This window comes from Corynebacterium sp. MSK158 (genome assembly GCF_030229085.1).
In the GTDB taxonomy this organism is placed as follows: domain Bacteria; phylum Actinomycetota; class Actinomycetes; order Mycobacteriales; family Mycobacteriaceae; genus Corynebacterium.
In genome coordinates this window covers 142,424-156,944 of the sequence record NZ_JASPHJ010000002.1, presented here as the reverse complement: position 1 = coordinate 156,944, position 14,521 = coordinate 142,424, and the positions used below count along the sequence as shown (strand labels likewise).

Genomic DNA, 14,521 nt, shown 5'->3' with positions numbered 1-14,521 from the left:
TGTATGCGGACAGTTTTATTCTGTGATTTTCTGAGGGACAGTGTAGAGCGTATGGCGCGCAATCCAGTTCAACGGCACGCGCACCGAGCCTTAAGAACGTGCCGAGGCTGAGGCAATAAGCCCGCGGACTCGCAGGCCCAACCACAACGCGCCGCGCAGTGGGGCCTGCCACCATGCGGGGTGGCGGTCTGCCTGAAAGCGATAGGCGGAGTTGTGGTGGGCGCGCAGCATCGCTCCGGCGTGCGCTTGGGTGGAATGCCCCTTAGCGTGGCTGATGACGGCCTCTGGGCAAAAGATGTTTTGGTAGCCGGCGCGCGTGAAGCGATCTCCTAGATCTACGTCTTCGAGATACATGAAGTAGCGCTCATCAAATCCGCCAATGGCGTCGAAGGCATCCCAGCGCACAAGAAGGCAGGAACCGGATAACCATCCGGCTGGGCGCTGGGAGGTCATATCGGCTTCATCGCGGTAGGCGCGCGACCATGGATTGGACGGCCAGATCGAAGAAAAGAGTGCGTGCCCAATGCCGGTAGCCACGGTGGGCACGGCGCGGGCCGAGGGATAGTTGCTGCCATCCGGCTCCACGATGCGCGGGCCCACGGCCGCAGCATCCGGCCACTGGCGGGCGCACTCAATGAGTTGATCAATAGATCCCGGGGTAAAGGCAACATCGGGATTAGAGATAAGGAAAAATTCCTCGTCCACGCCACCGTGCTCGCGGGCGAAGCGGGCACCCGCATTCATGCCAGCGCCGTAGCCGATATTTCCGCCAGTATCGAGAAAGTCCACCCCGGCACGTTCGCGGGCGGCGGCCTCGGGCACGCCGTCGGTGGAGCCATTATCCGCAAGCACAACATTGGTGCCGCGAGCGCAGGCGCTCGGCAGGGAGTCCAAAAAACTACCGAGGTATTCACCGGGACTATAGGTCACGGTAATCACGGCCAGCGGGGATTGATTTGGTGTAGTCACAATGGCCCCGAGCTTAGTCACAGACGCTCCTCGCACTGGGCAGGGACACTGCCCGAACACGCGAAATCGGACACGGATCACTAATTTTTGGCTTTTCTGCCCTAAACTGTCTCCAGATCCCCACCAATCTAGAAAGCCTCCACTTGTGACTTCTGAGAACACTCGCCGGGCGCGCACCATCCAGCCGGCGCCCTCTGCCGCTAGTGCGGTAAAGCAAAAAGGTTCCACGGCCATCAAGGCGATCGTGGCACTCCTGTCTGCCTTGATCCTGGTGGTATCTGGCGTGGGTTATGCCACCGTAGGCCGGCTGGATAGTGGCATGTCTTCGGCCACTGACTTGTCCCTAGACGGCCAGGGCTTGTCCGGTAACTCGCTCGATGGCGCAGTAGATATCTTGCTGGTGGGCAAGGATTCGCGCACCGATGCCAAGGGCAATCCCCTCTCCGAGAAGGAACTGGCGGACCTGCACGCCGGCGTGGCCGATGGTGAGGAAAATACCGACACCATGATGCTCATCCGCGTTCCGGAGGACGGTTCCCGCGCCACCGCCGTATCCATTCCGCGCGATACCTATGTCAAGGATCCGGACTACGGCAATATGAAGATGAATGCCGTCTTCGCCTCCCACAAGAACGCCAAGGTGGAAGAGCTCGAGCAGGAAAATGCCGAGGCGGAGGCCAAGGGCAAAAAGAAGCCGCATTCGGATAAGGACATCGAAAAGCAGGGCGTCGAAGCCGGCCGCGAAGGATTGCTGGCCATGGTGCGCACCCTGACCGGCGTGTCTATTGATCACTACGCCGAGGTGGGCCTGTTGGGCTTTACTTTGCTCACTGACGCCGTCGATGGCGTAGATGTCTGCCTCAACGATGATGTTGATGATGACATGTCTGGCGCTAAGTTCAGCAAGGGCAAGCAGACCCTCGACGGCGCCAAGGCCCTAGCCTTCGTGCGCCAGCGCTATAACCTCCCGCGCGGCGACCTCGACCGCATCGTGCGCCAGCAGGCCTTCATGGCGTCCCTGGTCAATAAGATCCTGGACAACGACACCCTGGCTAATCCTTCCAAGCTGTCTAAGATTGCCAAGGCGGTAGAGCGCTCCGTAGTCATCGATGAGGGCTGGGACATCATGGGCTTTGTTACCCAGCTGGCCGGTCTGGCCGGCGGCAATGTCACCTTCACCACTATCCCGGTGACCTCCATCGACGGCCAGGGCGATTATGGCGAATCCATCGTCACCATCGATTCCGCCGAGGTCCACCGCTTCATGGATGACCTGGCCAAGACCCACGATGAAGCCACCGATGAGTCCAAGGCCGAAGATAAGGACAAGCAAGAAAAGGCGGACAAGGACAAGGACGTCGATCCGAATATCAATATTCACGTCCTCAACGCCGGCAATATTGATGGCTTGGCCTCCGGCATCGGCTCTTGGCTGGAAGGCAAGGGCTACACGGTGGAGCGTTCCGCCAATGCGCAGCCGGGCATCTACAGCGAGTCGCAGGTGGTCGCCGCCGATCCGACGAGCAAGGAAGCTAAGGCCCTGGCCAAGAAGCTGGGCGGGGTGCCGGTGGCAGAGAATACGCAGCTCGATGACGACACCCTCATCGTGGTTGCTACCGATGATTACCAGGGACCTTCCGATAAGGAAGCCAGCGACCAGCAGCCGGAGGAAGATAAGTCCAGCCAGCCGGTTGGCACCCCAGGCAACGACTTCGGTACCGCCAAGGTTTCCCCAGAGATCGATGCTGGTGGCGACGGCCCGCGCTGCGTGAACTAGCACTTCTCCCCTACGATGGGCGGGTATGGAACTACTCGCCCATCTTTTGCGTGCCGATGCCGCCTCCCCGCGGCTTACCGTATACAACGAGTCCACCGGCGCGCGCATGGATTTTTCCGCACAAACGCTCGACAATTGGGTGGCCAAGATCGCCAATATGCTGGAAGAAGAGCTCGACCTAGAGGCGGATTCCACCATCGCTATCGATCTTCCTTCCTCGTGGCAGGCGGCCGTTGTGGCCTTGGGCGCCCTTGCTTCTGGCCCTTCCTATAGCTTTGGCGAGTCTGCCGCGCTTGCCGACGTCGTCTTTACCTCCCCTTCCCGCTACGCGGCCGCCCACGAGCGCCAGCCCCAGGCCGACATCGTGCTCATTAGCGAGAACCCCTTTGGCCGCGGCGTGGTCGAGTCCGGCGGGGAGCTTCCCACCGGCGCCATCGATTTTGGCCCCACCGTGCGCTTCTACGGCGATCAGTACTTCGGAGAAACCCAACCACTGCCCCAGCTTGTCGATGCCCCCGCTACCGCCGAGCGCCTACTTTCTACCGGCTGGTCCGATAATGAGTCTTTCTCCCGCGCCGTGCTCGAGCCCCTAGCCGCTGGCGGTTCCGCGGTCATCGTTGCCGGCATGTGCCCGGCCGAGCGCTTAGAGGAAATCGCCGCCAATGAGAAGGCCACCGCACGCCTCTAATTGTTTCTGTATGCAGGCTAGACCCAGATATACTTAGCCCTCGTTATGTTTCTGGGAATCTCTGTGGACGCATGGTCCTCTATCTTCATCGGCGTCCTCATCCTCGCTGGCACCATTACTCAGGGCACCATCGGCTTTGGTTTAGGCACCATTGCCACGCCCATTATCGCGCTCATTCGACCTGAGCTCGTGCCCACGCTCATTCTGCTGCTGGCACTGTGCATTTCCAGCTATACGCTCGCGCGCACCTTCCGCGAGACATCCTGGCGCGTGGTGGGCATTTCCTCCCTCGCCCGCATTCCCGGTTCCCTGGTGGGCGCGTGGGCAATCGCCAGCCTCTCTCCCGATGGGCTGTCCATCTTCATCGGTTGCGCCGTACTCCTTGCTATGACGCTATCCAGCTTGGGCTGGAGCCCTCGCCCCACCACCGCCAATACGCTCATCGCCGGCGTAGCCTCCGGCATCCTGGGCACCTCGACCTCCATCGGCGGCCCGCCCATGGCGCTGATTATGAAGCGCTTCGACCCAAACCGCACCCGCGGCACCTTGGCGGGCACCTTTGTCCTCGGAACCTTAATTTCTCTTATAATTCTGGCGTTTAATGGGCAGATCACCAGCACTCAGGTGACCGCAGCGGCGGCCTACTTCCCCCTCGTTGTCGTGGGTCTCGTTGCCGCCAACTACCTCAACCGTTTTATAGATAGGCGCCTCCTCAACCGCATCGTCATCATCGTGGCCATCTGCGCGGCGCTCATGCTTATTGCCGAAGCCGCCCTTTTCTAGCCCTACCCGCTACCCCTCAGCGGAAGGCCCCGGCAGGTTCCAGTTGCGGAACACGTCAACCTCTGCAATGTAAACGCCTTTAACTTATGTCACGTAACATTCACGCTTAGGCATTTTATAACCTCTTTCCACCCGCCTAAATGCAGCGTACGGCGCATATTGTGACATGTCCACAACTTTTCAACAGGGTGCCAATACCTTTCTCGCAGCCACAGGAACACCCCCACCTAGGGGTGTTACAAATTTAAGTCGATCGGCCATTGTATATACATCTATCCATCAATAATTTTTCACACACTGCCAGCCATCTAGCGGGAATAAATCCCAATAAACAGGTTGGTCTATATAAAAAATACCCACCCTCCGCTCCAGTAAATATATAGACATCTAAGAGATGACTTAATTATGAGCCTGTTTTAGCGTTTTCTTAGCGCAACACTGTGAGTTGCTGGATTTCATTCATAAGTTCATTCATTTTCTACCTGCCCAGGAGAAGTTCTATATGTCGATTCGTCGTCGCATGACCGGCCTGACCGCCGGCCTCATCGTCGCCGGCACCGCTTTCGCGGCACCGCTGGCTGGCGCAGCTACCCAGACCGAGTCCTACCCGGAGACCCCGGCTCTGAACCCGGATCTGCCAATCATCCACACCACCCACGGTTCCGACCACAAGAAGGCGAACGTCCTGAACCCTCGCCCGGTATGCAACCCGTGGGAGGACCACCGCACCGTGGTCTACAAGGTCTCCGATCGCTTCCTGCCGGCCGGAACCATCTCCACCACCAACCAGACCAAGAAGGACATCCCGCTGCAGCAGGATCTGTCCAAGTCTCAGTCCATCTCCCTTTCCGTCAACGGTGACCGCACCGAGACCACGTCCATGAACCTGGGCGGCAAGGGCTCCGGCAAGAAGGGTGAGGGCTCCTTCGGCATCTCCCACGAGATCGCCACCAAGATCGGCGCTAGCGCTTCCTACTCCCTGTCCTGGGAAGCTGGCCAGTCCATCGGACCATACGACGTTCCGCCAAACCACACCGGTGAAGCTACCTACGGCTTCCGCGTGCTGAACATGACCGGCACCCAGCAGTACTGCAAGCCTAACGGCACCTGGTCCACCCCGACCGCATGGAATGCAATGCAGCCGGTAAAGAACGAGGTTCGCGTCAAGCTGTACGACAAGCTGTCCGACTCCTACGCTCCTAACAAGGACGCTCAGAACACCACCGACGTCAATGACCCGAAGGTTGTTGAAGAGGACAAGAACCTCGAGGCTGACGCAGAGGTAATCAAGGACTCCGAGGGCAACGCCAAGGAAGCAACCGAGAAGGTCTCTGAGGCAGAGGGCAAGAACGAAGAGGCTGCCGACAAGAAGAAGCAGGAAGAGGTCGATGCCAAGGAGGACAAGAAGGACTCCAAGCACAAGCTCGACCTCGAGCCTTACCTGACCGTGTCCGGCGCTAAGCACGCTGGCTTCGCAGGCACCGTTGCTCTGCGCGCTAAGAACGTTGGCTCCGAGCGTTACTACGGCGAGTTCCCAGCTACCCAGTTCCGCGTTGACGTGAAGACCGTTAAGGGCCCGAAGGGCGTTGACCGCCTCATCACCCCGCGTTCCTCCAACGGCGCTCACATCCGTGACTTGGGCTTCAATGAGAAGACCTCCACCCGCTCCTTCGAGGTAACCCTGGCTAACCCGATTAACGCTGGCGAAGAAGCTCGCATCGCTAACCTGGACTTCGGCGACGGCAAGACCAAGGAAGGCCGCCTCATCAACAACATCGAGGTAACCCAGACCTCCCGCATCAAGGGTGATGACTCCAAGCACAACGACCAGAACGTTGACTCCCGCGAGCACACCATGAAGGACACCGGCAAGAAGGCTGAGGGCCTGTTCTAAGAACACCCTACTTCTGCCCTAGGGACACAGTTTCCTAGCCAGTCACTTCCAGAAGGCCGCTGCACCATCAAATGGTGCGGCGGCCTTCCTTCATGTCCCCCTCCCCATACATGTCATCACTCCGCTCCAGATGCCCCCCACCGAGGCCCTGGACGAGCACCCAGAAATTGCAGAGCTCTTCGCTCCTCTTTCGCAGCTGCTTACCGACGAAAAGATGCAGGAACTCAACGTCCGCGTCGACGTCGATGGCGAGGACTGCACCACCATAGCGCTGGATTTCTTGAAGGAAGAAGACCTGATCGCGGACTAGCTGCGGCACCTTAACAAGATTCTCAAAGACCGCTGCACCACCCTCGGTGCGGCGGTCTTTAACATTTATTTAACGTAGATCACAAATTTGCTTTCGTTCGCTAACACCTTCAGATAGATTGTTTATGTTAGCTCATTCACAAGTACTGAAGGATGAATTCTATGTCTCACACTACTGCGAATGCGCCCGCTTCACCGGCCAGTTCACCCACTACCGGCGGCGCAGACACCCCCAACAACAGCCAGGTGACCGCCAATAAGGCCGTCAATAGCCAATGGACAATCACGCTCTTCGGCACTGCCGTGGGCGCAGGTATCCTCTTCTTGCCGATTTCTGCCGGCAGCTTCGGCTTCATCCCGCTACTGGTAGCCACTCTGCTCATCTTCCCGATGACCTACTTAGCCCACCGTGCCTTCTCCTGGATCATTAGCTACTCGCCGCTGCATGGCGAGGACGTCCTCGCGGTACTCACCCACTTCTTCGGCCGCGGCAACGGCATCATCCTCGCCATCATCTACTGGTTCACTATCTTCCCGGTGGTGCTCATTTACGGCGTATCGATTACTAATACAGTCGATAGTTTCATCGTCAACCAACTAGGCGGACCGGAAATTTCCCGCTACATCTTGGCACCGCTATGCGTGGGACTTATGACGCTGGCACTTGCCTTTGGCAATGCCATCATGCTGAAGATTGCCCAGTTCGTGGTTTACCCGCTCATCGTGGCGCTCGCAGCAGTATCGCTCTACCTCATCCCGCAATGGGACTTGGGTTCCTTCATGGAAGCCGGCGATCACAGCGCCGGCGGTGTGCTCAAGGCCATCATCCTTATCTTTCCCGTCTTGGTCTTCTCCTTTTCCTTTGTTGCCGCCATCTCCCAATTCTCCCTGGGCATGGAAAAGGAATACGGCGCGGACCACCACGCGCAGTCCGATAAGGTCATCCGCAACTCCGCCATCCTGCTGACCCTTTTCACCATGTTCTTCGTCTGGTCCTGCGCCCTGGCCATGGGCGCGGACGGCATGCAGGAGGCTAATGACAAGAACCTTCCGGTACTCTCCTACTTCGCCAATGAAACCGGCACCCCGTTTATGGCCTACATGGCGCCCATTGTTGTAATCTTCGCGGTGGCCTCCTCTTACTTTGGCCACGCCCTTGGCACCATCGAGGGGACCCAGTACCTCTTCAACCTGGCTGCACCGAAGGCCACAAAGAAGATGTCTACGCGCACGCTTGACCTGTGGACCTACCTCTTCATCTTCATCACCACGTCTCTAGTAGGAATTTTCAACCCCTCCATCCTGGATATGATTTCTGTCGTAGGCGGCGTCTTCTTCGCCTTCATGACCTACCTGCTGCCTATTTGGGTCATCTACCGCGTGGAGGCACTAGCCCGCTTCCGCGGTAAAAAGACCAACTACTTTGTGGCAGTCATGGGCTTAATCGTGCTCTTTGCCACCATCTGGGGAATGTTCCAATAATCGCACAAAAACGTGGCTCGACAAGGACTTTTCCTGTCTGGCAAGGTGGGAGACATCATGTCAGAACAGGAAAAAGATCCCGACCTAGAAATCAAGCTCGGGCAGAACAACGAAATCAAAATTAAAAACAAGTACGAGACGTTTTCCATTGCCAATGACATCGCCATCTCCGTGGTCTTCATCCTTGGCTCGGTGCTGACGCTGGCCGGCATGTCAATGGTCGCCACCGTCTTCTATCTTCTCGGCAGCCTAGGCATGGCAGCCCGCCCGGCCATCCGCCTGAAGCGCCGCACGCACCTGCAGCGCATTGGGGCAGATGCCAATACCGCCGAAAGTTACGACTACTAGGCGCAATGGGCAGACGGGGCTAACAGTAAACTTTCAGCAACTGGCAGCGACCTATCAGGCGCAATCCATTGCAGTAGCAGCCCCGTACCCCATACTTAAATCATGCGTTTGAGAGAGCGCATACGAGAGAGATAGAGAGAACCCCTCAGTTTCCAGAGGGCGGCTAAAGCCGATACATGGAAACACCTTGTAGAGAGAGACGCCTGCGGCCCTCGGTTCCTTTTAGGTTCCGAGGGCCGCAGGCGTTTTACACGGCTCCAAGGTACTACTCGTGCAATTTATTCTTCTTCGACGCGAAGAGAACCGCGATGCCGGTCACCAGCGCCGCGGCCACCAAGTAGAAGGCGGGGGCAAGCTGCAGACCAGTGACGTCAATAAGCCAAGTGGCAATCATCGGTGCGGTACCGCCAAATACAGCGTTGGCGGTATTAAACGTCAACGCGAAGCCGGACAGGCGCACGTGGGTGGGGAATTGCTCGGAAAGGAAGGAGGGCAGGACGCCGTCGTTAAGCGCCAGCACGCCACCCAAGCACACCTGGATGATAATGACAAGGAGGAGCCCGGCGCCGTCAAGAAGCATGAAGGCCGGAATGATGGTCGCGCCCATGAACGCGGCCGCGCACAGCATCGTCGTGCGGCGACCAAGACGATCCGAAAGCATGCCGGTGAGCAAGGCAAAGCCCACATAAAATGCGGACGCCACCGAGGATGCGATAAACGCCGGCGTCGCGGCCATGCCCAACTCCTCCGACAGGTAAGTGGGCAGGTAGGTCAAAATGACGTAGAAGCCAATGGCGTTGAGCACCGCTCCCGCAAAGGCAATGGCCAGGGCCTTGGGGTACTTGAGAACCTCGCGCAGCGGGGACTCCTCTGGCCCATCCTGGCCCTCAAAGTGGGAGGACTCTTCCGTGTTGCGGCGAATCCACAGGCCGTACAGACCCAAAGGCAGCGCAATCAGGAATGGCACACGCCAACCCCAGGAATCCAGGGCGGCATCATCAAGGACTCCAGTCAGCAGCGCCGCAATGAGCGAGCCCAAGAGCAAGCCCGAGGCCGTCGCGGACGGCACCACCGCCGAATAGATGCCACGCTTGCCGGCCGGGGCAATCTCAGCCAGGTGCGTGGCCGCGCCCGCATACTCGCCGGCTGCGGAAAAGCCCTGCACCATGCGGCACAGCAATAGCAAGATGGAGGCGGCAAAGCCAATGGTGGCATAGCCCGGCAGGAATCCGATGCACGCGGTTGCCACCGACATCATCACAATAGACACCGTCAGCGTGTGGATGCGCCCGTATTTATCACCAAAGTGACCCCACACGATGCCGCCCAACGGCCGCACTAGGAACGACAGCGCGAAGAGCGCAAACGTCATGATCAGCGCGCGGCGGCCTTCCATCTCCGGAAAGAACACCCGGGAGATAATCGCGGACATATAGATATAGGCCGCATAGTCGAACCACTCGATGAAGGTGCCAATAAACGCCGCCTTAATGGCCGAGCGATGCTGGCGCTTGGTTTCTTCCGTATCCTCTACCTGCGCCGGCAGGGCGTCCTTGGCTGGGGGTTGGACTGTGAGAGGAGACATGCTCCTCACCTCGATTCTGTAGCTCTACAAGCATGTGAAACGGCGCAGCCTGACTGCGCGCATATCTTCCACCCTACAGAAACAAACTATGTTCTACGTCACTTTCACGCGCCAATGTTGCACACGTCCATCTCTGCCCCGCTTTCCGACGCCCTCCCCACCCCATTCCCAGCCACTAACAGCAACCCAACAGCCAGACCCCATGGGCACTACAGCCCAGTGCCCCATACTGAAATCGTGCGTTTGAGAGAGCGCATATGAGAGAGATAGAGAGAACCCCTGCAGTTTCCACAGGGCGGCAGATGCCGATATATGGAAACGACATGAGAGACGCCTGTGGCCTCCAGCTCCGAAAGGAACTGGGGGCCACAGGCGTTTCCCTAGCTAAAGTCTAGGCATCATGCGGAAGAAGGCCTCTGCGGAAGCTTTTTATCAAAATCAATGAGGCGACCCAAGGCCCAATCCTTATCAGTGAGCAGGCGAGAAAACACCAAACCGGCACCAATAGATCCAACTACCATCATTCCGGTCGCGACATTGGCCAATGCTTGATCCATCTGACCATCGTTCAAATAAAACACCGCCCGGAACATTGTCACGCCTGGGATCATAATCACCGCGGCCGGAACGGTAGTTGTAATACGAGGAAGACGCGCCCTTTTAGAAGCTACTGCCCCCAGCAACCCGATGATTAATCCACCCACAAAGGCTGCAAAGAAAATGGTTGTTCCCGCGTGAATTAGAATCAAACGAAGCTCATTTGCCACGGTTCCAACGCACGCCGCTACTAAGACCATGCGGCGAGAAGAGTTAAAAAGAAAAGCAAACCCAGCAATGCCCAGAAAACTTGCTAGCGGCGCCAACAGAAACCATTGCATATCCTGCGCAGGTGCAGGTGGGTCAGGACTAAGTTTTGTCAGCCAGCTAACCATAGAGACCGTGAAAGCCGCCGTGAATATGACGGTAAAGGCGTACCCCAATCTGACAATCCCCGCATCAAGATCAAATCGCGCTATGTCGATCAAAGCAGAGAAAAGTGGAAACCCGGGAATCAGGAATAAAACGGCCGCCACAAAACCCGAGGACAGTTCACTGGGCTCCACCGAACCTAAAGCTCCGAAGATCTCCGTCAACAAGAAGAAAACTATGCTTGCCGTCGCACCACCAGCAATCACTCCTCCAATTTGATGAACGTGACGGTGGAGAACTGTATAACGAACAAACTGGCCTGCAAACGCCGCCAAAGCAACCAACCCTACTGCTTCCAGCGGGAAAAAATTAAGATACGCAAACGCCGCACATGCGATCGCGGCAGCGAAAGAAAGAGTTAGACCGCCCCAGCGCTTTTTGACATTATGCTCAATAGCATCCAGCATCGCCGCTAATTCCTGAGCGGTGATCCCTGCGTAGAGGCGATTGTGGGTCAAATCTTCCAAGGCTTCAATCCGAGAGGCATCAACTGCAGGCGAATGCTGCCGAGCAATGACCGTCCGGAAGTATTCGCCGCGGTGAAACGTACAGGTAATCTGCGTCAGACCCACTGTGGCATCTAGATGGTCAAACCCCAGAGCTCGTGCACTCCGTTTCATCCCCCTAAGTACGCGATAACCAGAGGTGCCGGCACCCATTAGGAGCATTCCCACCCGCAATACAACGTCCGCCTCGACACCCATTTGCCGATGCATCTCCGGATCAAATTGTTGTGCCATCTCTCCTCCTCTGACACCGCTCTTGGCGCACAATTAAAGACCTGTCGACCCCAACCCGATAGCGCGCTTGTAGTTTCCCTAGAATCTTACGCAAAAGAAGCCTCTTGTGAATCAGGCTCATCGATCCAAGAGCCTCCACCTTGATACCCGTAACCTGATTGAGCTATTTTTTATCCTCCACCAAATGACTGCCACTATATTCACAGGCAAATGACAGACCCATGGCAGCCTAGCGCATTATCTTGAATTTGTGTGTTCGAGAGAACGCAAGAGAGATAGAGAGAACCAGTTCCAGCGCCCTGTGGCCCCAAGCGAGGCCCGGGCGTTGGAGCTGTTTTAGGGGTCTGCAGGTTGGGGCGTGGAGGAAGAAGTGGGCGTCGGAAAGCGATGCATGGACCAGATTCGCGGTTATAGATCCTACGGGCTACTCCCCCGCCACCTCATACAGCGTGCATGCCAAAAGGAATGGCCGCACACCCTATTGGAGCCGTGCGGCCGAATGCTGCGCTTCGGTTAGCTGTTTCCTAGGTAACTCAGCGCAGCGGCGATAAGGGCTTCGGTGCCGGTGCGCAGAGTGGGCTGGAGCAGCGGGGCGAAGTGCGGACTGTGGTTGGGGACATCCTTCTCTTCTTCGCGGCCGGAAAATACCCAGAAGCAGTAGGGAACGCCGAAAGCGCGGGCAATGGTGGAAAAATCTTCCGAGGCGGTGAGGGGCTCAGCGTCGAGGACGCGGTCGAGGCCGAAGTAGGACACAAAGGCTTCCTTAAGGCGCTCCGTGGTGCCCTCATCATTGCTGGTAAGCGGGTAGGAATCGTGGTAGGTGAACTCGGCGGGCTGCGGACTGCCGGCAGCTTGACACTCGGCATTGACGATGCGCTCGATCGCACCGGTGATTTTATCGCGTACCTGCTCGCTATAGGCGCGCACATTGATCTTCAGGTTGGCCTCGAAGGGGATGATATTGGCCTTCGAGCCGGCGTTGATGGCGCCCACGGTCAGCACGCCGAATTCGGAGGGGTTGAGTTCGCGGGAGATGACCGTCTGCAAGCGCATGACAATGGAGCTGGCCAGTACCACGGGGTCAACGCTGAGGTGCGGCATGGAGCCATGCGAGCCTTGGCCATAAACCTTGACGTCCATACTTACCGCGGTGGACATGAATGGGCCGGAGGCCAGCGCCACGGTGCCGGCGGGAAAGTTGCTGGCAAAGACGTGTTGCCCAAGTACTACGTCCGGCGTGGCGACCTTATCCACAAGCCCGTCATCCACCATGGACTGAGCACCGGCGGCGATCTCCTCGCCCGGCTGGAAAATGAGCTGTAGGGTGCCGGACCACTGGTTGGTTGCCTCCGCCATGAGCGCGCCCATGCCCAACAGGCTGGCCACGTGGGAGTCATGGCCGCAGGCGTGCATGACGGGGACCGTGTTTCCTTCCTGGTCAACGGCGGTATCGGTGGAGGCGTAATCTAGGCCGGTGTCTTCCTCAACCGGTAGGCCATCGAAGTCCGCGCGCAGCATGACGGTAGGTCCGGCACCATTTTCCAAGACACCGACCACGCCGCCGCCTACTTCAATGTGGTGGAAGCCGAGATCGGCAAGTTTGTCCTTGATAATGCCCAGCGTGCGCTCCTCCTGCATGGATAGCTCCGGGTGCTGGTGCAGATCCTTATACAGCGGCTCTTGCCACGCTTTGACGGAGTCATAGTTACTGCAAACGGTACGGACAGACATGCTTCCTCCTAGTGGGGTCGCGGTGGATTGTAGGGGCCAGTGTAGTGGGGTGGGAGGAAGGTGGGCGTCGGCAAGCGGGGCATCTTTGTAATGCCAGACATAGTTGGTCGGCGCTGCGACTGGCAGCATAGGCGGTTACGCTGCGGCTTTATAGAATCATTGATGACGCGTCCATCTTTAACTCATCGGCTTCTTATTATTCATCAGAAGTTTGTTTTCTGTGTAGCTGGGCGTCACCTGCCCGCCCTAGATTGACCGAGTGACTTTTCAGGAAGACTCTCTCGGAGCCGGTGGCGCCGGCACTACAACCGCATCTCCCGCACGCGCGGAAAGCCCCGGTGATTCAGCGGCGCTCGTTCGCAAGGCCGCTCGCAACCGACATAAAGAATGGCTGCTGGCTGCAACACTGCTTGCTCCCAACCTGATCCTGCTGGCCGTTTTTACCTACCGGCCGTTGCTGGACAATATCCGCCTCTCCTTTTTCAATTGGAATATCTCCAGCCCCACCTCCACCTTCGTGGGCTTGGATAACTATGTGGAGTGGTTTAGCCGCGATGACACGAAGACCATCGTGCTCAACACCCTGGTCTTTACCTTCTTCGCAGTGATTGGCTCCATGGTCATCGGCCTAGCGCTAGCCTTGCTGCTGAACCAAAACATTAAGGGCCGCAACTTTGCGCGCTCGGTGGTCTTTGCTCCCTATGCTATTTCCGGCGCAGCCATTGGCATCGCCTTCCAATTCGTCTTCGACCCCAATTTTGGCCTCATCCAGGAACTCTTGGGCTGGTTCGGCGTGGACTCCCCCAACTTCTACGCTGTACCCGGCTGGGCCATGTTCATGGTGACCTTCACCTTTGTGTGGAAAAACTTAGGTTATACCTTCGTCATCTACTTGGCGGCGCTGCAGGGCTTGGACAAGGAATTGGATGAAGCTGCCGCTATCGACGGCACCGGCCGCTGGCGCAAATTCTGGCGCGTGACCATGCCGCAGCTGCGCAATACCACGTTCTTCCTGTCCATTACGGTGTTGCTTAACTCCGTGCAGGTCTTCGACATCATCAACGTCATGACCCGTGGCGGCCCGCAGGGCAATGGCACGCAAACGCTGGTCTTCCAGATCTACAACGAGACCTTCGTCAACTTCCGCGCCGGCTACGGTGCGACTGCCGCCACCATCTTGTTCCTCATCCTGCTCATCATCACCCTGATCCAGGTCCGCATCATGGATAAGCGAGGTTAACCCAAC

General features: G+C 57.6%; 11 protein-coding genes and 1 pseudogene. 8 read left to right on the top strand and 4 right to left on the bottom strand.

Annotated elements, in window-relative coordinates; genetic code table 11:
• Window positions 1–90 precede the first annotated feature (90 nt).
• Window positions 91–990 (bottom strand): glycosyltransferase family 2 protein, encoded by a 900-nt coding sequence (locus QP915_RS02830; RefSeq protein ID WP_239278731.1) that lies wholly within the window; start codon window positions 988–990, stop codon window positions 91–93.
• A 124-nt stretch (window positions 991–1,114) separates the two neighbouring features.
• On the opposite strand from QP915_RS02830, the gene QP915_RS02825 reads away from it, so the two are divergent.
• From QP915_RS02825 to QP915_RS02795, 7 genes and pseudogenes are all read left to right on the top strand, one after another.
• Window positions 1,115–2,746: an LCP family protein gene (locus tag QP915_RS02825; protein ID WP_239278730.1), complete on the top strand. Its 1,632-nt coding sequence runs from the start codon at window positions 1,115–1,117 to the stop codon at window positions 2,744–2,746.
• Window positions 2,747–2,771: 25 nt separating this feature from the next.
• Window positions 2,772–3,434 (top strand): TIGR03089 family protein, encoded by a 663-nt coding sequence (locus tag QP915_RS02820; protein ID WP_239278728.1) that lies wholly within the window; start codon window positions 2,772–2,774, stop codon window positions 3,432–3,434.
• 45 nt (window positions 3,435–3,479) lie between these two features.
• A complete protein-coding gene (locus QP915_RS02815) occupies window positions 3,480–4,217 on the top strand; it encodes a sulfite exporter TauE/SafE family protein (RefSeq protein WP_239278727.1) in 738 nt (245 codons plus the stop codon).
• Between the two features lie 502 nt (window positions 4,218–4,719).
• Complete coding sequence (locus QP915_RS02810) at window positions 4,720–6,111, top strand: hypothetical protein (RefSeq protein WP_284766748.1); 1,392 nt, start codon at window positions 4,720–4,722, stop codon at window positions 6,109–6,111.
• A gap of 139 nt (window positions 6,112–6,250) precedes the next feature.
• Window positions 6,251–6,421: pseudogene (locus QP915_RS02805) on the top strand (glycine betaine ABC transporter substrate-binding protein); the annotation flags it as partial.
• A gap of 161 nt (window positions 6,422–6,582) precedes the next feature.
• Window positions 6,583–7,902: an amino acid permease gene (locus QP915_RS02800; protein ID WP_284767919.1), complete on the top strand. Its 1,320-nt coding sequence runs from the start codon at window positions 6,583–6,585 to the stop codon at window positions 7,900–7,902.
• A 12-nt stretch (window positions 7,903–7,914) separates the two neighbouring features.
• Window positions 7,915–8,250, top strand: a complete 336-nt coding sequence (locus QP915_RS02795) for a YrhK family protein (RefSeq protein WP_284767917.1) — start codon at window positions 7,915–7,917, stop codon at window positions 8,248–8,250.
• Between the two features lie 265 nt (window positions 8,251–8,515).
• On the opposite strand, the gene QP915_RS02790 is transcribed toward QP915_RS02795, so the two are convergent.
• The 3 genes from QP915_RS02790 to QP915_RS02780 all read right to left on the bottom strand — a co-directional run bounded on the left by QP915_RS02790 (window position 8,516) and on the right by QP915_RS02780 (window position 13,275).
• Window positions 8,516–9,835 (bottom strand): MFS transporter, encoded by a 1,320-nt coding sequence (locus tag QP915_RS02790; RefSeq protein WP_284767916.1) that lies wholly within the window; start codon window positions 9,833–9,835, stop codon window positions 8,516–8,518.
• A gap of 398 nt (window positions 9,836–10,233) precedes the next feature.
• The gene (locus QP915_RS02785; protein WP_284767915.1) at window positions 10,234–11,544 is read right to left on the bottom strand and encodes a threonine/serine exporter family protein; all 1,311 of its coding nucleotides are present in this window, start codon (window positions 11,542–11,544) and stop codon (window positions 10,234–10,236) included.
• A 513-nt stretch (window positions 11,545–12,057) separates the two neighbouring features.
• Complete coding sequence (locus tag QP915_RS02780; RefSeq protein WP_284767914.1) at window positions 12,058–13,275, bottom strand: amidohydrolase; 1,218 nt, start codon at window positions 13,273–13,275, stop codon at window positions 12,058–12,060.
• A 259-nt stretch (window positions 13,276–13,534) separates the two neighbouring features.
• Between QP915_RS02780 and QP915_RS02775 the strand changes: the two genes are divergently transcribed.
• Complete coding sequence (locus QP915_RS02775; RefSeq protein ID WP_284767913.1) at window positions 13,535–14,515, top strand: carbohydrate ABC transporter permease; 981 nt, start codon at window positions 13,535–13,537, stop codon at window positions 14,513–14,515.
• Window positions 14,516–14,521 lie beyond the last annotated feature (6 nt).